An 18750-nucleotide genomic window follows, 5' to 3' on the forward strand; every position below is an offset into this window, starting at 1 on the left:
GTCGACACTCGGAGTGCCGATCTCCCGGATCACGGCTTGAGCGACAGGCTCAGCGCTTCCCGCAGATCCCCGGCATCGACGAGCTTCCGCCCCCGCCGCTTCAGGTCGCGCAGCTGCGCGGGCGTCGGGAAGCCGCAATAGGGCAGGACCGGGACGCTCCGCCCCTCCGGCAGCGCGCCCGCCCGCTCGGCCTCGGCCAATACCCCCTCCAGCAGCGGCCGCCCGGCCTCGTGCAGCAGCACCGCCGCCCGCGAGGCGGTGACGCCATCGGGCAGCGGCACCGGCGCTTGCGCCAGGATCCCGCCGGCATCGATCGCCGGCGCCAGCCGGTGCACGGTGACGCCGAAATCCGGCCTGTCCTCCAGGAGCGCGTGCAGGGTCGGCACCGGGCCGCGGTGGCGCGGCAGCAGCGAAGGGTGGACGTTGAGTCCCCCCTTCGGCGCCGCCGCGAGCGTCGCGGCGTCGAAGATCTGGTCGAAGTGGAACGACAGGATCAGGTCGGCCCCGTGCTGGCGCAGGAGTCCGGTCGTCTCCGGCCCGTTCACGTCGGTGAGGGTGGCGTGCGGCAGGCCGAGGCGCCGGCACAGGGTGCGCAGGGGCGTCGCCTCCGGCACGTCGCGGCTGCCCGACAGCGCCTGCGTCGCCGGCGCGAGTCCTCGGGTCAGGTCGGGCAAGCCGAAATTCACCGCGAGGTAGGGCAGGAAGCCGGGCCCGGATCGCGCGAGGTGGCGCCGCACCTGGCCGGTCAGCCCGCCGGTGCTCGGCCGCTCGGGGTCGGACAGGCCGACGAAGGCGATCCGCTCGGCATGGTCGGCGACGAAGCGGCGCACGGCCCGGGCGTTGGGCAGCGCTTCGAGGGTGAACAGGGCGATCCGCACCGGACTTTACGTCTCCGTAACCACAGGGGTCAGCGCTGCTGGCGCTCGCTCATCCGGAAGCTGAAGCCGCGCATGCCGAGGCGGCGCCAGGATTCCGGGATCAGCCCGGCGCCCCGCGCCGCCGCGGCGAGGGCCGCCGGGAAGGCGACCACCGCCTCGTCCCGGGCGAGGCCCTTGGCGATGCGCTTGGCGGCGGCCTCGGCGCTCATCTCGAGCGGGCGCCAGCCCTCGTAATCGGCGCCCATCGCGGTCTTCACGTAGCCGGGGCAGACCACGTTCATCCGCACGCCCTTCGGCGCCAGCTTCTCCCGCAAGGCGAGGCCGTGGGCCAGCAGCGCCGCCTTGGTGCCGCTATAGGCCGGCGCGTCGGGCAGCGGCGCATAAGCGGCGAGCGAGGAGATCAGGGCGATCTGGCCGCTGCCGCGCGCGGCCATCAGGGCGACCGCCGGCAACGCCACGTTGAGGGCGCCCATCAGGTTCACGTCGTAGACCAGGAGCGCGGTCTCCTCCGTCTCGAGCCCCCCGTCCGGATGGCCGCCGTTGACCCCCGCATTGGCTATGACGAGGTCGAGGCCGATCCGCCCGGCGACGTCGTCGATCCAGGCGCGCACGCCGTCGCGGTCGCGCACGTCGAGGGTCCGGGTCTCGACCGCGGCGCCCTTGCGCCGGCAGGCCTCGGCCACCGTCTCCAGGCGCGCAGGCCCGCGGGCGTTCAGGACCAGGGTGGTGCCGGGGGCGGCGTAATGCTGCGCCAGGGCCGCGCCGATGCCGCTCGAAGCGCCGGTGATCAGGATGACGGGCAAGGGCGGTTCTCCCGGGGATCGGAACGCGGCGGCACGGCCCGCGCCTCTAGCACGGCGGTCCCTGCCGGGTCGCGGAAAAATCCGACCGGCCCGGATCTGAAAAAACCGGATCGATTGTAGGGTGAACCGGTTCAGGACAGGGCTCGGCCCGGCGAGCCGGCCGTCCCGCCCACTGGGCGCGTGCTTGACGGGGCCTGGGTGATGTGGAACGGCCCCTGCTCCGGGTTGCATGGCCGGGGCGGCACGGTCCGCCAGTGAGTGAGAGGCGGATGGATCGCGGCAAGCTGAAGCGGTTGTGGCCCCGGATGCCGTCGGAGTCGGAGGGGCCCGGTCCCCGCCGCTCGCGGCGCCTGGGCAGCGAGCCGACCTCGCGGCGGGTGCGCCTGAGCGACCGTTGGGACGAAGGCTTCCTGCGGCTCGGCGACGCCCGTCCCGAGCGCGCCTTGAGCTACATCATCGACGGGCTCGGCATCCATTACGATGCCACGGCGCCGAGCGAACTCGAGGTCATGCTCGAGGAGGGCGGCTGGGAATCGGACGAGCTCATCGCCCGCGCGCAGGCCGGCATCGCGCGCCTGCGTGCGGGGCGGCTCAGCCTCGACAACGATTCCCGCCGCCGCGACCTGCCGGCGCGCACCGATCCCACCCGCCGGCGCGTGGTGATCGTCGACCAGGCCGTCGGCGACCCGACCGTCGGGTTCGGCCTCGCCGGCGCCAGCGCCTTCGCGGCGATGCTGGCGGCCGCGGCCGCCGACGCGCCGGAGGCCGAGCGCCTGGTGGTGATGGATCCGGCCGCCAGGATCGGCCGGCGCGGCCACATCGACGCGGCGATGGCGGAGGCCGCCGGCGCCCGCCTGGTCGGCGACCCCGTCACCGCCTGGTCGGTGGCGGAAGGGTGCGACCGCGTCTACGTCGTCTCGGCCCATGCCGGCTTCGAGGCGGCGCTCGCCGGCACGCCCGTGACCTGCTTCGGCCTGCCCTTCTACGCCGGCTGGGGCTTCACCGACGACCGGCTGCACCTGCCCCGGCGCACCCGCCGGCGCAAGGCCGCGGACGTCTTCGCCGCCGCCTACCTGGTCTGCTCGCGCTACTTCGATCCCTATACGGGGGCGCCGGCCCGGTTCGAGGACGCCGTCGCGATCCTCGATCTCGTCGCGTCGCGCTGGCGCGAGAACGCGGTGCCGACCCTCTGCGTCGGCTTCTCGGCCTGGAAGCGGGACTGGATCACCAGGACCCTGTCGGCCCCGGGCCACCGCCCGGTGGTGCGCCGGGGCGACGCCCCGCTGACGGTGGGCGAGCTGGCGGAGGTCCGGCGCGTCGTGACCTGGGCCAGCCGGATGCCGGCCGGAACCGAGGAGGCCTGCCGCGCGGCGGGGGTGCCGCTCCTGCGGATGGAGGACGGCTTCCTGCGCTCGATCGGCCTCGGGGTCGCCCTGCGGCCCGGTGCCTCGCACGTCCTCGATGCCACCGGCGTCTACTACGACGCGACGGGTCCGAGCGACCTCGAGCGCCTGCTCGAGACCGGGACGTTTTCCCCCGATCTCCTCGCCCGGGCGGCGGCTCTGCGCGAGGCCGTGGTCGCCGCGCGGGTGAGCAAGTACAATGTCGGCAGCAACGCGATGCCGGCGATGCCGCGTCCGGGCCCGGTGGTGCTGGTCGCCGGCCAGGTCGAGAACGACGCCTCGATCCGCCTTGGTGGGACGACGGTCTCGGGCAATGCCGCGCTCCTGCGCCTTGCCCGTGAGCGCAATCCCGGTGCGGTGATCGCCTTCAAGCCGCATCCGGACGTCGAGGCGGGCCTCAGGCCCGGCTGGGTGCCGCCGGACGAGCTCGCCGCCCATGCCGACGTGGTCCTGCGCGACGTCTCGGCGATCGACGCGATCGAGGCGGCGGACCGGGTCGAGGTCGCGACCTCGCTGATCGGCTTCGAGGCGCTGCTCCGCGGCAAGGCCGTGACCACCCACGGCCTGCCCTTCTATGCCGGCTGGGGCCTGACCGACAATCCTGGCTGCCCCCGCCGCACCCGCCGCCTGACGCTCGACGAATTGGTGGCCGGCGCCCTGATCCTCTATCCGCGCTACGTCGATCCGCGCACCGGCCTGCCCTGCCCGCCCGAGGTGCTGGTGCAGCGCCTCGCCGAGGGCGACCCGGAGCTGGCGCGCCGCGCCGTCACCCCCGAGGCCCTGCTCAAGCAGGTCTGGTCCGTGATCTGGCGCCGCGTGCTGCGGCGGGGGTGAGGATCCCCCTCTATTTGGGACGTCCTGGTATCGACTGGTCGATACCAGGACGTCCGGCGCATGGGCGCCGACGCCCGTTCGGGTTCGGCCAGCGCCTTCGGACGAGTTCGAAGGCGCTGCGGTCAGGTCCGGGCCGGCGCGTCGATGGCGACGGCGCCGACCGGGCGCCACGGCGCGCCGCGGCCGGTCAGGCGGCGCTGGATGTCCTGCAACCCGAGATAGAGCGCCAGCTCCCGCCCGCGCAGGCCCGGTAGCGCCTTCGGGTCGAGGCCGGTCCAGGGCAGAAACGGGTTGCGGCGGATGTAGGTGTGCACCGTCACCCGCGTGCTCGCCCGCAGGCTCGGCGCCCGGGCGTGGAACCCGAACGTGTCGGCGATGACCAGGGTGTTGCCCGGCACCGCCACCCGCACCGGCGGGCCGTAGCCGAGCCCGGCGAGCTCCGCCTCGGTGATCCGGAACGAGCCTGCGGCGTGGTGCCCGTTGGCGGCGCCGCGGGCCGCGATGCTCTGCGCCCGCTCCCAGGCGAGGCGCTCCGGCGTCAGCCGGTGCGAGCCCGGCACGTAGGTGAAGGGCCCGTCCTCCTCGGCGACGTCGTGCAGGAAGAACCAGCCCTTGGTGGTGGCGTGGAAGGTGTCGGCGTGGAGCGCGGTCTGCGGATCGTTCGGCCCGTCGGGCTCGGCCAGCACCGTCTGGAGGTAGGTGACCGGCTCGCCGGCGCGCGAGGCGGCGTAGTGGGTCAGGGCCCGCAAGGCAGGGTGCTCGACCAACGCCCGCAGGTGCGGCAACTCCGCCAGGGCCCGCCCGCCGAGGGGCACCATCCGCTGCACCGCCTGGCCCTGCCGCAGCTCCCGCGCCTCGAAGGGGCGGCCGTAGATCTCGGCCTTCAGCGCCGCGAAGGCGTCCGGATCGAGGAAGTCGCGCTTGATCACGATGCCGTCGCGGTCGAAGGCGGTGCGGTCGGCCGGTTCGAGGCGATGGGCCATCCGGGCGCGCCGCTGCTCGGCCATGCGGGCGGCGAGCCGCACCCGCCCGGCATGGAGGCCGAGCCTGTTGAGGGCCGGGCTGCCGAGGATCGGGTTCTTGGCGAAGGACTTGTCGGCCCCGGCGACGCCCGCGAGCCAGAGCGGCGCCCGGACGGCCGCACCGAGGGCCCGCACCGCGCCGCGGGCGAGCGATGGGGCGGCGGGCGAGGTGGAGATGGACGACATCGGGGCGGGTCCTTCCCGGATCCTGCACGCGGTCGCGCGCACCGCGCACGTCTCGGTGCGACGAGAGCGGTCTTGCTGCCGGTGCAATTCGCACGCGCAAGCATTCTGTCCAGCCTGCATCCTGCAACGATGCAGCAACGCGAGGCCTGACGGCGAGAGATGCGCCGCTCTTCGCGACGGTTCACGCCCTCAGATCAGCACGGGCGCCGTCGATCTGGCTTTAACCTATGAAAATACGAGTATTGGACGACGCTAGGGCAGGATGAACAAACGAAAACGGGGCCGTTTCCGGCCCCGTCGCGATCGCCGATCGGATGTGTGTCGCGCGATCAGGCGTTCTGCAGCGCCTCGATGCCCGGCAGGTCGTCGCCGGCCTCGGGGGCCGTGCGGGCCCGGGAGCGGACCTCGAGCCAGGCCCCCTGCGTGAGGTCGAGGCGGGAGGCCGTGGCCTCCACCGCGGCGGCCAGGCCTTCGCCCTTGTAGTAGACGCCGCGGATCTGGATGTTGGCGACGATCGCCTTGATGAAGGCGTCCCACAGCTCGCGCCGGGGCGGCTCGGCCTTCGTCCAGAACGTCTCGAGGGCGCCCTGGTAGGTGAGGCCCTGGATGTCGTAGATCGCGGCGCCGAGCGTCATGGTCGGCTTGTTGGCGCGCATCGACCACAGGCCGACGGTGCTGTTGACCGTCACGACGCCGCGGCAACCCTCCAGCATCGCCCCGAGATCGCCGCCATCGACGAAGTCGACCCGGTCGGAGACGCCCCACTTCACCGCCGAGCGGCGCACGATGCGCGCCCAGTTGCGGATGCCGGGATCGAGGGGGTGGATCTTGACCAGCAGGCGCGACTCGGCCGGCGCATGCTCGGAGAAGGAGCGGATCACCGCGTGGATCGGCGTCTTCAGGTCGAAGAACGGCGAGTAGGCGCGCAGCTGGAAGTCGTTCTCCATCTGCAGCGGCAGCACGTAGTAGGTCGTGCCGGCCTCGCGCAGGCGGCGCACCAGGGCGTCGCCCCGCGGGCCGGTGCGCTTGGCGCGCAGGATGTGCAGGCCGGTGCCCATGTAGACCAGGGCCGGATGGTGCACCTGGTGCGACTTGTAGCCGGGATAGAGCCACCAGAGCCAGTTGCTCATCAGGTGGTAGCCCATGTCCCACACGGCCTGGAGCCAGAAGCTGTCGCGGTAGCGCGGCACCAGATCGGGCTCGGGCGCCTTCGCGGCGAGCGCCATCACGGCCTCGGGGTCCTTCGGGAAGCAGCTGTCCCCCGACATGCCGTCGCGCTCCAGCGTGATCCAGTCCGGCCGCAGGTAGCCGAAATCCGTCACCGTGACGTTCAGGCCGCGGGCCTTGGCGGCGGCGATCGCGACCTTGTGGTAGTAGCGCTGCTCGCCGAGCAGCATCAGGTCGGTCACGCCCTCGCGGTCGATCAGGTCGGCGATGAAGGCCGGCCAGGTCTCGCGGGTGCCGCGGAAGTTCACGCCGCCCGCCCGGCGCCAGAACAGCCAGTCGCCGAAGCAGAGGTTGACCCTCAGGCAGCGGTGGCCCCGCGCCTCGAGGGCGTCGGCGACCCGGGCGAAGTACGGCGTGACCGGACCCTGCAGGAACAGGAAGACCTGGCGGGCGCCCGGACGGACGGCCTGCCGGGCCGGTTCGACGTTTCGCGCGGGATCAGCTCTCACGGGCACACCTCGAGTCTGGGCAGGAGCCGGCCACGGTCACCCGGCGGGATCCTGCGACGGTCAAGGCCCGAGCAGGCTGGAGCCAGCCTGTCCGGGACGGACATTCGGGGCGCGCGAGAGCCGCGCGCGAGCCGCTGACGACGCGGACAGTACCGGCCGATCCGGGGCGAACAATGGCAATCCTGCAACAGTCGGGAACAATCGCAGGGCCCTCGTCGCGCGGGGGCGGTGGACGCTGTCGCGGTCGTCCGACGGACGAATGCCGCCATAAGGCCTGCGATCTGGGCAGGAACGTGGACGGATCGGGTTTATTCCCGGGATTCACAGTCCGTTACCGCACCACGTCGCCCCCACGCCACGGCGGGCGCCCGTACCGCCACGCTCGCGACGCATTTGCGGCCGACTTGCCCCGAGTTGCGGCCTCGCCGCGTGGGGCCGGTGCAACACCGGCGCCGCTTGTGCGCGCGGAGCGCACCGTTCATCGCTCCCGAGCACCCGAGATGGTAGGAAGGGGCGGCGAAGCGTGGCCGCTTTACGGCCGCGCCGGCGCGCGCTCGCCTTTCGGTGAGCGCCGCGAGCGATCGGGACGGGTGCCGGCGCGCCGGCATCGACGGAGTGGAAGACCAAAGCGGGCCGTCGTGGACGGCCCGGCTGGTTTCGGAGGGTGGTGCATGGTGCGCGTCGGTATGCCAGCGGTCCTGGCGGCTGCTTGCCTCATCGGGGGATGCAGCAGCTTCCTGCCCGCGGCCGGCCCGACGGCGAGCGCGGTCGTGGAGGGCGCCGACGTCGCGACCGACCAGGGCCTGCTCGCCCGCTACGAACTCGTCGACGTCGATGCTGCGGTGGTCGAGGCCCTGCGCGGCCGCCCGCTCGACAGCCTGCTCGCCTCCTTCGGCGACCGCCGCCCCTCCGTACAGCCGGTGATCGGCGTCGGCGACGCCGTCACGGTGACGATCTGGGAGGCCGGCAGCGGCGGCCTGTTCTCCGGTCCCGCCATCGCCGACCGCTTCTCCACCGGCTCGAAATCCTCCAGCATCCCCGAGCAGATCGTGGCCCGGGACGGGACGATCTCGGTGCCGTATGCCGGCCGCATCAAGGTCGCGGGCCGGCGCGCGCCGGACGTGCAGACCCAGATCGAGCAGGAGCTCGCCGGCAAGGCGATCCAGCCGCAGGTGCTCGTCACCGTCAACTCGCCGCTCAGCACCAGCGTCACGGTGCTGGGCGAGGCGGCGGCGGCCGGCGGCGGCGCCCGCCTGGCGGCGGCCCGGAGCGGCCCGGTCTCCAACCTCGGCGGCGGCCGCGTGCCGCTGACCGAGAAGGGCGACCGCCTGCTCGACGTCATCGCCACCGCGGGCGGCGTCTCGGCGCCGGTGAACGAGACCTTCGTGCGGCTGTCGCGCGGTTCCACCACCGCGACGGTGCCGCTCACCGCCGTCGTCTCCAACCCGCGCGAAAACATCTTCCTGCGCCCGGGCGACACCCTCACCCTGGTGCGCGACCCCCAGACCTTCCTGGCCGTCGGCGCGACGGGAGCGAATTACGAGATCCCGTTCTCGGCCGAGGGCATCACGCTGGCCCAGGCGCTGGCCAAGTCCGGGGGCCTGCGCGACTTCCAGGCCGATCCCGCCGGCGTGTTCATCTTCCGGTTCGAGCCGGCCTCGGTGGTGCGCCGCCTGCGCCCGGGCAGCGCGCTCCTGTCCTCGAACTTCGTGCCGGTGGTCTACCGGATCAACATGCGCGATCCCAACAGCCTGTTCGTCTCCCAGGCGTTCCGGATGCGCAACCGCGACCTTGTCTACGTCTCGAACGCGCCCTTCACCGAGGTCCAGAAGGTGCTCAGCGTGTTCTCCACCGTCACCTCGCCGATCGCCTCCGGCGCGTCGCTGTACTCCGCGACGCGGTAAACCGGGACGGAACCGGAAACGAGAACGGGCCCCGCGGGGCCCGTTCTTCGTTCAAGTCTCGGCGAGGGAGGGCGGCGCCGAAGCGCTGCCCCGCCTTGCCGCCCCGTCCTGCCGCTCAGCGGCTGAACTTCTTGTACTTGATCCGGTGCGGGATGGTGGAGTCGACGCCCAGGCGCCGCTTCTTGTCCGCCTCGTAATCGGCGAAGTTGCCCTCGAACCACTCGACGTGGCTGTCGCCCTCGAAGGCGAGGATGTGGGTCGCGATCCGGTCGAGGAACCAGCGATCGTGGCTGATGATCACCGCGCAGCCGGCGTAATCCTCCAGCGCCTCCTCCAGCGCCCGCAGGGTGTCGACGTCGAGGTCGTTGGTCGGCTCGTCGAGCAGCAGCACGTTGGCGCCGCTCTTGAGGATCTTGGCGAGGTGGACGCGGTTGCGCTCACCACCCGAGAGCACGCCCACCTTCTTCTGCTGGTCCGAGCCCTTGAAGTTGAAGGCGCCGCAATAGGCCCGGGAGTTGATCTCGCGCTTGCCGAGATACAGGATGTCGTTGCCGCCGGAGATCTCCTGCCAGACGGTCGCGTCGGGGTTGAGCGCGTCGCGCGATTGGTCGACGTAGCCGAGCTTCACGCTCTCGCCGATGCGGATGTCGCCCTTGTCGGGGCTCTCGAGGCCGTTGATCATCCGGAACAGGGTGGTCTTGCCGGCGCCGTTCGGGCCGATCACCCCGACGATGCCGCCCGGCGGCAGCTTGAACGACAGGTCGTCGATCAGCAGCCGGTCGCCGAAGGCCTTCTCCAGGTGGTCGAACTCGATGACGTTGTTGCCGAGCCGCTCGGCGATCGGGATGACGATCTGCGCGGTCGAGGGCCCCTTCTCCTGCGACTTGGCGACGAGGTCCTCGTAACGGGCGATACGGGCCTTGGACTTGGCCTGCCGGGCCTTCGGCGAGGCCGAGACCCATTCCTGCTCGCGCTCGATGGTGCGCTGGCGCGACTCCTCCTCGCGGCCCTCCTGGGCGAGGCGCTTCTGCTTCTGGACTAGCCAGGACGAGTAGTTGCCCTCGTAGGGGATGCCCCGGCCGCGGTCGAGCTCGAGGATCCAGCTCGTGACGTTGTCGAGGAAGTAGCGGTCGTGGGTGACGATGAGGATCGCGCCCGGATAGGTGCGCAGGTGCCCTTCGAGCCAGCCGACGGTCTCGGCGTCGAGGTGGTTGGTCGGCTCGTCGAGGAGCAGCAGCTCGGGCTGCCACAGGAGCAGGCGGCAGAGAGCGACGCGGCGGCGCTCGCCGCCCGAGAGGGTGGCGACCGCCACGTCGTCGCCCGGGCAGCGCAGGGCGTCCATCGCCTGGTCGACCTTGGAATCGAGATCCCACAGGCCCTTGGCCTCGATCTCGTCCTGGAGACGGGTCATCTCGTCCGCCGTCTCCTCGGAATAGTTCATCGCGAGCTCGTTGTAGCGGTCGAGGATCGCCTGGGACTCAGCGACGCCCTCCATCACGTTCTCGCGGACCGTCTTGTCCGGATCGAGCTGCGGCTCCTGCGGCAGGTAGCCGACCCGTGCGCCCTCGGCCACGAAGCCGTCGCCGTTGAACTCGGTGTCGATGCCCGCCATGATCCGCAGCAGCGTCGACTTGCCGGCGCCGTTGACGCCGAGCACGCCGATCTTGGCGTCCGGGTAGAAGGACAGGTGCACGTTGTCGAGCACCTTCTTGCCGCTGGAATAGGTCTTGGTCAGACCCCGCATGTGGTAGATGAATTCACGGGCCATGGGCTGGTCCTTCCGGGGTTCGTGTCGCGCGGTCCCGACCGGATTCGGGGCGGGCCGGGCGGATGATCGTGACGATGATCCGGCCCGACGGGCGCCGGCGCGGGCGGCCGCGCGTGGGAATTGGGAGTGCTCCCGCGCTTACCAGGGCCGCCGGGGGGGTGCAAGGCGGCCCGAGAGCACCCGCACCCGACGCGAGCGCCCTCATCCGAACGGGTTCTTCACCTCCGTCGTCGCCACCCGGACCTCGTCGGCCCGCTCGGGCAGGTCCTCCTCGTCCTCGAGGGCCGCCACGATCGCCGCCAGCGTCTTCTGCAAGGCCCGCGCCCGCTCCAGGCTCTCCCGGTCGCGGGCGAAATCGAGCGAACCGTGGAGCGCGATCCGGGCGCTGCCGTTCTCGAGGGTCAGGTCGCCGAGGGTCTGGACCGCGGCGTCGTCGGCGAAGGGGGTGAAGGCGGGCTTCGCGTGCGCGGGCAAGGGTGTCCTCTCAGACATGGGCAACTCGTTTCAGAACAGCGAGCGGAGGAAGTCGCGCCAGGCACGGCGGGCGGCGCGGCGCAATTCGGCGGCGAGCCAGTCGAGGAAGCCGGGCTCGCGGCGGCTGCGCGGGCCGCCGGCATGGTCGTCGCGCCGCGGCTCGGGCAGCGCCATGGTGCGGCGGCGGACCGAATCCGGCAGGTCCGGAAAGGCGACGATGCCGCCGAGGCCTGCGAGCTGGTCGAGGGAGATCGCCTCCCAGGCCTCGCCCGGGGCGGCGTTGCGGGCGAGGTAGACCCCGGCCTCGCCGCGATTGGCATCGTAGACCGCCTTGAACAGCCGGGTCGGGATCAGCACCCGGCCGCGCAGCGACTGCACGCTCGTGCCCTCGAACAGCGGCCCGGTGACCACGAACAGATCGCCGCGCTCGACCGCGAGCGCCCGCACGCTGCTCTCGATTCCGGCCCAGAGCTGGCGGTTGAGGTCCGGGTTCTGCGGCACGATGTTGGCGAGGGTGAAGGATTCGGCTTGCGCGCTCGGGCTCGGCATGTCGCCGGAGGGGGCCATGTGGCCCCGGTCCCAGCCGCTGCCGGCGTAATCCGCGAGGTCGGCGCGCGCCGCCTCCGGCACTCCCGCCTCCTCGTGGAAGGCATCGACCCGGTCGATCCGGCGCGCGGCCTCGACCCGCGCGGCGGTGAGGTGTTCGGCGGCGTAGAGCGGCGTGCGCGACAGGCCCGAATAGAGGACCGCGAAGGCCTTGTAGCACAGGAGCGTGGTGTCGGCGGAGAGCCGTGGATTGGTCAGCGTCGGGAGCGTGCCGCCCGCGAAATGCTCCGGGCAGGTGCGCGCCAGGGCCGGCCCCGGCAGGAGTGCCGTCGATCCGATCAGCAGCAGGACGCCGGCAACCGGCGGTTTCAGTGCGCTGAAGGCGGCAACGCGGATCACGCGCAGATCCGGACCCGCCGCGGGCCCTCGGGCGTCGGCCGCGAGCGCCAGGTACAGACGGGGATCCGGCGCCGCGCGACGGTGTCGCAGGTGCGGTCGGTGGGCCGGCAGACCGGCAGGTGCGGCAGCCAGGCGGGATCGAGGGCGGGGTAGAGCGGCACCGCCCGCGCCGGGCCGGGCGCTGCCAGGACACCCGAAGCCGCCAGCAGGAGGCCGAGGACGAGCCCGCGCGCCGGTATCGACCGTCCCATCTGGCCTCCGTTGAGGGGATGTGTCTTGAGCGGGACCGCTGAGGCGGTCACGTCGTGTCCAAGCATCCTAGCGCAATCCGGCGCAGCTGTCGCCGCGGCGCGAAGGATTCACGCCGGGTTCAGGATGTTCTTCGGAGTTGTTGGGCCACGCACAGCCGCAACCGTGACGTTCGCGCGTCGCGCCATGGCGCGATCGGCCGCTTGCGGTATAACGGCCGCCATCTGCGGGGACTCCCGGCCGCGAGGCTCAGGCGGAGTCCGCCCTCGAATGAGCGAGTGTCACGACTTGTCCGATCTGGTTCTTCCCCTCCTCGACCGCGTCCGCGAGCCGGCGGATCTCCGCCAGCTGCCCGAGAGCGACCTGACCCAGCTCGCCGCCGAGCTGCGCGCCGAGACCATCGACGCCGTCTCCGTCACCGGCGGCCATCTCGGCGCGGGCCTCGGCGTCGTCGAGCTCACCGTCGCCCTGCACTACGTCTTCAACACCCCCGACGACCGCATCATCTGGGATGTCGGCCACCAGGCCTACCCCCACAAGATCCTGACCGGCCGCCGCGACCGCATCCGCACCCTGCGCCAGGGCGGCGGCCTCTCGGGCTTCACCAAGCGCGCCGAGAGCCCCTACGATCCCTTCGGCGCCGCCCACTCCTCCACCTCGATCTCCGCCGGCCTCGGTATGGCCATCGGCCGCGACCTCTCGGACGCCGCTGCGAAAGCCCGCGGCGAGACGCCGCCGCGCCGCAACGTGGTCGCGGTCATCGGCGACGGCTCGATCTCGGCCGGCATGGCCTACGAGGCGATGAACAACGCCGGCGCGCTGAAGAGCCGCCTCATCGTCATCCTCAACGACAACGACATGTCGATCGCGCCCCCCGTCGGCGCCATGTCGTCCTACCTCGCCCGCCTCGTCTCGGGCGACACGTATCGCTCGCTGCGCGACACCGCCAAGCAGTTCGGCCGGCTGTTGCCGAAGGCGATCTACGACACCGCGGCGCGCGCCGAGGAGTACGCCCGCGGCATCCTGGCCGGCGGCGGCACGATGTTCGAGGAGCTCGGCTTCCACTATGTCGGGCCGATCGACGGCCACAACCTCGACCACCTGCTCCCCGTCCTCAAGAACGTGCGCGACGCGCCCGACGGCCCGGTGCTGGTCCACGTCGTCACCCAGAAGGGCAAGGGCTACGCGCCCGCCGAGGCCGCGGCCGATCGCGGCCACGCGGTGGTGAAGTTCGACGTCGTCTCGGGCAAGCAGACCAAGGCCAAGCCCAACGCCCCGGCCTATACCCGCGTGTTCGGCGAGAGCCTGATCAAGGCGGCGGACGCCGACGACAAGGTGGTGGCGATCACCGCCGCGATGCCGTCGGGCACCGGCGTCGATCTGTTCGCCAAGGTTCATCCCGAGCGGACCTTCGACGTCGGCATCGCCGAGCAGCACGCGGTGACCTTCGCGGGTGGCCTGGCGACGGAAGGGTTCAAGCCGTTCTGCGCGATCTACTCGACGTTCCTGCAGCGCGGCTACGACCAGCTGGTGCACGACGTGGCGCTGCAGAACCTGCCCGTCCGCTTCGCCCTCGACCGGGCCGGTCTGGTGGGGGCGGACGGCGCGACGCATGCGGGCGCGTTCGACCTGGCCTATCTGTGCTGCCTGCCGAACATGACGGTGATGGCGGCGGCCGACGAGGCCGAGCTGGTGCACATGGTGGCGACCGCCCACGCGCACGATTCGGGTCCGATCGCGTTCCGCTACCCGCGGGGCGAGGGCGTCGGCGTCGAAATGCCCGAGACGGGCGAGGTGCTGCCGATCGGCAAGGGGCGGGTGATCCGGCGTCCGGAGGGCGCGCGGGTGGCGCTGCTGAGCCTGGGCACGCGCCTGGCGGAGGCCTTGAAGGCGGCGGAGCGTCTGGAGGCGGCCGGCATCGCCGTGACGGTGGCGGATGCGCGGTTCGCCAAGCCCCTGGACGAGGCGCTGATCCTGGACCTTGCGGCGAGCCACGAGGTTCTGGTGACCCTGGAAGAGGGGTCGGTGGGCGGCTTCGGGGCGATGGTGCTGCACCTGTTGTCGGGGCGCGGTGCGCTGGACGACGGGAAGGTGCGGGTTCGGACGCTGACGCTGCCGGATGCCTACCAGGATCACGACACGCCGGACCGGATGTACGCGGAGGCCGGTCTCGACGCGGCCTCGATCGTCAAGGTGGTGGAGGCGACCCTGCCGGCGCGGGAGGCCGCCGCGGCCGAGCGGGGCGGGCGCCTGCGCCTCGCCTGAGGCCTGCCGCCGGGACCGGATCATCCCGGCATCAGGATGCTGATGCGCGGGCGGCACGCCCGCCCGCGATCGATCGCCCATGCCTTGCGGGCATGGCGCCGGGCTGGCAGAAGCGGCCCGGCTTCCCGACTTGTCACTGCCGGAGACTGGGCCCACCGCCCGAGCCGCCGAGAAGGAACGCATGACCGAGGCCAAGAACCGCACCATGCCCGACCGCATCCCGTCCGGCCCCGGATTCGAGCCCGGCCCGGTGCTGATCACCGGCGCCAGCGGCTTCCTCGGTCCGGCCCTGGTCGACGTGTTTCGGGCGGCCGGCTTCCCGGTGCGGGTGTTGGTGCGCGCGACGAGCCCGCGCACCAACCTGACCTGGCCCGACGTCGAGATCGTCGAGGGCGACATGCGCGACCCCGAGGCGGCGGCGGCCGGCATGCGCGGCATGCGCTACCTCGTCCACGCCGCGGCGGATTACCGGCTCTGGGCGCCGGACCCGGAAGAGATCGTGCGCACCAACCGTGACGGCACAAGGGCCCTGATGCGGGCGGCGCTGGATGCCGGCGTCGAGCGGGTGGTCTATACGTCGAGCGTCGCGACCATCAAGCCGCACGACGACGGCACGCCCGCCGACGAGACCCGGCCGCTGACCCCGGAAACCGCGATCGGCGCCTACAAGCGCAGCAAGGTGGTGGCCGAGCGGGTGGTCGAGGAGATGGTGGCCCGCGACGGCCTGCCGGCGGTGATCGTCAATCCCTCGACCCCGATCGGTCCGCGCGACGTCAAGCCGACCCCGACCGGGCGGATCATCGTCGAGGCGGCCAACGGCAAGATGCCGGCCTTCGTCGATACGGGCCTGAACCTCGTCCACGTCGACGACGTGGCGAAGGGACATCTGCTGGCCCTGCACAAGGGCCGCATCGGCGAGCGCTACATCCTGGGGGGCGAGGACGTGCTCCTGTCGCGCATGCTCGCCGACATCGCCGGCCTCGTCGGGCGAAAGCCCCCGACCGTGCGGCTGCCGCGGGCCGCGGTCTATCCGGTGGCGTTCGTGTCGGAACTCGCGGCGCGGATCACCGGCAAGGCGCCGCTCGCCACCATCGACGGCATCCGGATGTCGCGCTACCGCATGTTCTTCTCCGACGCCAAGGCGCGGGCCGAGCTCGGCTACGCGGCCCGGCCCTACCGCGACGGCCTGTCCGACGCCGTCGCCTGGTTCCGTCAGGCTGGATACATCCGATGACAACCGCCACCGAGGCGCGCTCCGGCAAGGGGCACCGCGACGAGAATTTTCCGGTCGCCTCGCACCTGATCCATCCGCGCCACCGCGGCCCGATCCTCGACTTCTACTACTTCGTCCGGGCCGGCGACGACGTCGCCGACAATGCCGGCCTGTCGCCGGAGCGGAAGGTCGCGCTCCTCGACGGCCTCGCCGACGCGCTGACGGCCAAGGGCCCCGACGATCCGGAGGCCGCGCCGTTGCGCCGCGCGCTCGCCGAGCGCGGGCTGCCGCCGCGCCACGCGCTGGAGCTGCTCGACGCGTTCCGGATGGACGCGCACAAGTCGCGCTACGAGAACTGGGACGAACTTGCGCATTACTGCCGCTACTCGGCGGTGCCGGTCGGCCGCTTCGTCCTCGACGTCCACGGCGAGGATCCGGGGCGCACCTGGCCGACCTCCGACGCGATCTGCACCGCGCTCCAGGTGATCAACCACCTCCAGGATTGCGGCAAGGATTTTCGGAGCGTCGACCGGGTCTACCTGCCGCGGGAGACCCTGGAGAAGCACGGCGCCCGCATCGAGGATCTGGGGGGCGATCGCGCCACGCCGGCCTTGCGCGCGGTCATCAAGGAACTGGCGCAACGCTGCCTCGACCTTCTCGAGGAAGGGCGGCCCCTGCCCGACCTGATCGACGACACGCGCCTCGCCATGGAGATCGCGGCGATCCACCGCCTCGCGGTGCTGCTCGCTCGCGGCCTGCTCGTGCGCGATCCGCTGAGCGAGAAGGTCCATCACGGCAAGGCCGCCTTCGCGCTGACGGCGCTCGGTGCCGCCGCCTCTGCCCTCGCCCGGCGGCCGTTCCGCCGCCGCCTCCACCCGGCCCTGCGGGGAGCCCGCCCGTGACCGCCCTCGCCTCCCAGCCCGCCTCGCCGGTCGAGGCCTCGACCGAGGCCTCCGCCCTGCCGGCCGCCGGCTCGTCGTTCTACACCGCCATGCGGCTGCTGCCGGCCGAGCAGCGCGACGCGATGTACGCGGTCTACGCCTTCTGCCGCGCCGTCGACGACGTCGCCGACGACGGCGGAGCCCGCGAGGTGCGCGCGGCCGAGCTCGACCGCTGGCGCGCCGACATCGATGCCCTCTATGCCGGCCGGCCCGTCCCGCGGACCCAACCCCTCGTCGGTCCGGTGCGCCGGTTCGGCCTCCGGCGCGAGGATTTCCAGGCGGTGATCGACGGCATGGCGATGGACGCCGAGGCCGACATCGTCGCCCCCGATTCGGCGACCCTCGACCTCTATTGCGACCGCGTCGCCAGCGCCGTTGGCCGGTTGTCAGTGCGGATCTTCGGCCTGCCCGAGGAACCGGGTATCCGGCTCGCCCACCATCTCGGCCGGGCGCTGCAGCTCACCAACATCCTGCGCGACATCGACGAGGATGCCGAGCGCGGCCGGCTCTACCTGCCCGCCGAGCCGCTGGCGGCGATCGGCCTGTCCCACCCGACCCCGGAGAGCGCGCTGGCCCACCCCCGTCTCGCGGAAGTCTGCGCCCGGCTCCTCGACGAGGCGCAGGCGCATTACGACGCGTCCTGGGCGATCATGAACCGTGAATCCCGGAAAGCCACCAAGGCGCCGCGGATCATGGGGGCGGCCTATCACCTGATCCTCGTCGGCCTGCGCAAGCGCGGCTGGACGGCGCCCCGCGCGCGGGTGAAGCCCGGCAAGCTCGCGCTGATCGGCGTCCTCCTGCGTCAGGCGATCGTCTGATGGGTACGGTTCACGTCCTCGGCGCCGGCCTCGCCGGCCTCTCCGCGGCCTTGCGCCTCGCCAAGGCGGGCCGCCGCGTCGTGGTGCACGAGGCGGCCAAGCAGGCCGGCGGGCGCTGCCGCTCCTACTTCGATCCGGCCCTCGGCCTGACGCTCGACAACGGCAACCACCTGCTCCTGTCGGGCAACCGCGACGCCCTCGACTTCCTGAAACTGGCCGGCGCGCCCGAGGGCGTCCTCGCCGGGCCGGACGAGGCCGCCTTCGCCTTCGCCGACCTCGCCACGGGCGAGCGCTGGACCCTGCGACCGAATGCCGGTCGCCTGCCCTGGTGGGTGCTCGACGCCCGCCGCCGGGTACCGGGCAGCCGCGCCCGCGACTATCTCGCGCCGCTCGGCATCTTCCGCGGCGCGACGAAGGCCGCGACGATCGGCGAGAGCATGGCCTGCGAGGGGCTCCTGTGGGACCGGCTCTGGCGCCCGGTGCTCCTCGCCGCCCTCAACACCGAGCCGCAGGAGAGCGACGCGGGTCTCGCCGCCACGATCCTGCGCGAGACGCTCGGTGCCGGCGGCAAGGCCTGCCGGCCCCTCGTCGCGGTGGAGGGCCTGTCGGCGGCCTTCGTCGATCCGGCCCTGACGGCCTTGGGCAGGGCCGGCGCGGACATGCGCTTCAGTCGCCGCCTGCGTGGGCTCGGCATCGAGGGTGGGCGCGTGACCCGGCTCGACTTCTCCGACGGGCCGGAGGAACTCGGTCCCGACGACGCGGCGGTGCTGGCGCTGCCTGCCTGGGTCGTCGCCGACCTGATGCCGGGTTTGAGCGTACCGCAGAGCCACCGCTCGATCGTCAACGCCCATTTCGCGCTTGCCCCGAAGCCGGGGGCGCCGCTGCTGCTGGGCGTCGTCGGCGGCGTCACCGAGTGGCTGTTCTCCTACCCCGACCGGCTCTCGGTGACGATCAGCGGCGCCGACCGCCTGCTCGACGTGCCGCGCGAGGACCTTGCCCGCACGATCTGGGACGAGGTCTCGCGGCTCTCGGGGTTCTCCGGCGAGCCCCTGCCGCGGTGGCAGATCGTCAAGGAGAAGCGTGCCACCTTCGCGGCCACGCCCGCCGAGGCCGCCCGCCGGCCCGGTGCGCGCACGCACATCGCCAATCTGGCCCTGGCGGGAGACTGGACCGCGACCGGGCTGCCCTCGACCATCGAGGGAGCGATCAGGTCCGGGGCGACGGCGGCGCAGGTCCTCGTTGGCACCGGCACCGGCGCTCGCACCGGCGGCAACGCTGCGTTGCGCGGAGCCGCTTGACGGCGGGGCCCGCTTTCGGGAACAGCGTGGGCGGCGCGGCGTTTTGTGCGCTGCGAAAACAAATCGGGATGGC

15 protein-coding genes are annotated in these 18750 nt (G+C 72.4%); 7 read left to right on the forward strand and 8 right to left on the reverse strand.

Going from position 1 to position 18750, the window contains the following annotated elements:
• Positions 1-29: 29 nt before the first annotated feature.
• The gene (locus tag DK412_RS26240) at positions 30-878 is read right to left on the reverse strand and encodes a formyltransferase family protein (protein WP_109974366.1); all 849 of its coding nucleotides are present in this window, start codon (positions 876-878) and stop codon (positions 30-32) included.
• Between the two features lie 29 nt (positions 879-907).
• Entirely contained in the window at positions 908-1681 is a 774-nt protein-coding gene (locus tag DK412_RS26245) for an SDR family NAD(P)-dependent oxidoreductase (protein ID WP_109974367.1), read from the reverse strand.
• A gap of 269 nt (positions 1682-1950) precedes the next feature.
• Between DK412_RS26245 and DK412_RS26250 the strand changes: the two genes are divergently transcribed.
• Entirely contained in the window at positions 1951-3918 is a 1968-nt protein-coding gene (locus DK412_RS26250; RefSeq protein WP_109974368.1) for a capsular polysaccharide biosynthesis protein, read from the forward strand.
• Positions 3919-4040: 122 nt separating this feature from the next.
• On the opposite strand, the gene DK412_RS26255 is transcribed toward DK412_RS26250, so the two are convergent.
• On the reverse strand, positions 4041-5126 hold the full coding sequence (locus tag DK412_RS26255; RefSeq protein WP_109974369.1) for a phytanoyl-CoA dioxygenase family protein: 1086 nt from the start codon (positions 5124-5126) through the stop codon (positions 4041-4043).
• Positions 5127-5455: 329 nt separating this feature from the next.
• Entirely contained in the window at positions 5456-6802 is a 1347-nt protein-coding gene (locus DK412_RS26260) for a capsular biosynthesis protein (RefSeq protein WP_109974370.1), read from the reverse strand.
• A 671-nt stretch (positions 6803-7473) separates the two neighbouring features.
• Here DK412_RS26260 and DK412_RS26265 point away from each other — a divergent pair.
• A complete protein-coding gene (locus tag DK412_RS26265; protein ID WP_109974371.1) occupies positions 7474-8706 on the forward strand; it encodes a polysaccharide biosynthesis/export family protein in 1233 nt (410 codons plus the stop codon).
• A gap of 115 nt (positions 8707-8821) precedes the next feature.
• Here the strand turns inward: DK412_RS26265 and ettA are convergent, their stop codons facing one another.
• The 4 genes from ettA to DK412_RS26285 form a co-directional block, all read right to left on the reverse strand.
• Positions 8822-10474, reverse strand: coding sequence for an energy-dependent translational throttle protein EttA (ettA, locus tag DK412_RS26270; RefSeq protein ID WP_109974372.1), 1653 nt, complete (start codon positions 10472-10474; stop codon positions 8822-8824).
• Positions 10475-10675: 201 nt separating this feature from the next.
• Positions 10676-10948 (reverse strand): hypothetical protein, encoded by a 273-nt coding sequence (locus tag DK412_RS26275; protein WP_245447296.1) that lies wholly within the window; start codon positions 10946-10948, stop codon positions 10676-10678.
• A 30-nt stretch (positions 10949-10978) separates the two neighbouring features.
• Positions 10979-11893: a DNA/RNA non-specific endonuclease gene (locus DK412_RS26280; RefSeq protein ID WP_245447298.1), complete on the reverse strand. Its 915-nt coding sequence runs from the start codon at positions 11891-11893 to the stop codon at positions 10979-10981.
• On the reverse strand, positions 11890-12144 hold the full coding sequence (locus DK412_RS26285) for a hypothetical protein (protein WP_109974375.1): 255 nt from the start codon (positions 12142-12144) through the stop codon (positions 11890-11892). Before DK412_RS26285 ends, DK412_RS26280 begins: the two co-directional genes overlap by 4 nt.
• 286 nt (positions 12145-12430) lie before the next feature.
• On the opposite strand from DK412_RS26285, the gene dxs reads away from it, so the two are divergent.
• The 5 genes from dxs (at position 12431) to hpnE (ending at position 18677) form a co-directional block, all read left to right on the forward strand.
• Positions 12431-14407 (forward strand): 1-deoxy-D-xylulose-5-phosphate synthase, encoded by a 1977-nt coding sequence (dxs, locus tag DK412_RS26290; RefSeq protein ID WP_109974376.1) that lies wholly within the window; start codon positions 12431-12433, stop codon positions 14405-14407.
• 205 nt (positions 14408-14612) lie between these two features.
• Positions 14613-15641 (forward strand): hopanoid-associated sugar epimerase, encoded by a 1029-nt coding sequence (hpnA, locus tag DK412_RS26295; RefSeq protein WP_109975506.1) that lies wholly within the window; start codon positions 14613-14615, stop codon positions 15639-15641.
• Positions 15638-16522, forward strand: coding sequence for a squalene synthase HpnC (gene hpnC, locus DK412_RS26300; RefSeq protein ID WP_109974377.1), 885 nt, complete (start codon positions 15638-15640; stop codon positions 16520-16522). Before hpnA ends, hpnC begins: the two co-directional genes overlap by 4 nt.
• On the forward strand, positions 16519-17379 hold the full coding sequence (hpnD, locus tag DK412_RS26305; RefSeq protein ID WP_109974378.1) for a presqualene diphosphate synthase HpnD: 861 nt from the start codon (positions 16519-16521) through the stop codon (positions 17377-17379). The genes hpnC and hpnD overlap by 4 nt, the downstream gene beginning before the upstream one ends.
• On the forward strand, positions 17376-18677 hold the full coding sequence (gene hpnE / locus DK412_RS26310) for a hydroxysqualene dehydroxylase HpnE (protein ID WP_109974379.1): 1302 nt from the start codon (positions 17376-17378) through the stop codon (positions 18675-18677). Before hpnD ends, hpnE begins: the two co-directional genes overlap by 4 nt.
• Positions 18678-18750 lie beyond the last annotated feature (73 nt).

This window comes from Methylobacterium sp. 17Sr1-1, assembly GCF_003173775.1.
In the GTDB taxonomy this organism is placed as follows: domain Bacteria; phylum Pseudomonadota; class Alphaproteobacteria; order Rhizobiales; family Beijerinckiaceae; genus Methylobacterium.

Coding starts and splice junctions, on each gene's coding strand:
- DK412_RS26250 (WP_109974368.1), top strand. CDS start 1,951: ATGGATCGCGGCAAGCTGAAGCGGTTGTGGCCCCGGATGCCGTCGGAG.
- DK412_RS26255 (WP_109974369.1), bottom strand. CDS start 5,126: ATGTCGTCCATCTCCACCTCGCCCGCCGCCCCATCGCTCGCCCGCGGC.
- DK412_RS26265 (WP_109974371.1), top strand. CDS start 7,474: ATGGTGCGCGTCGGTATGCCAGCGGTCCTGGCGGCTGCTTGCCTCATC.
- ettA (WP_109974372.1), bottom strand. CDS start 10,474: ATGGCCCGTGAATTCATCTACCACATGCGGGGTCTGACCAAGACCTAT.
- DK412_RS26285 (WP_109974375.1), bottom strand. CDS start 12,144: ATGGGACGGTCGATACCGGCGCGCGGGCTCGTCCTCGGCCTCCTGCTG.
- hpnA (WP_109975506.1), top strand. CDS start 14,613: ATGCCCGACCGCATCCCGTCCGGCCCCGGATTCGAGCCCGGCCCGGTG.
- hpnC (WP_109974377.1), top strand. CDS start 15,638: ATGACAACCGCCACCGAGGCGCGCTCCGGCAAGGGGCACCGCGACGAG.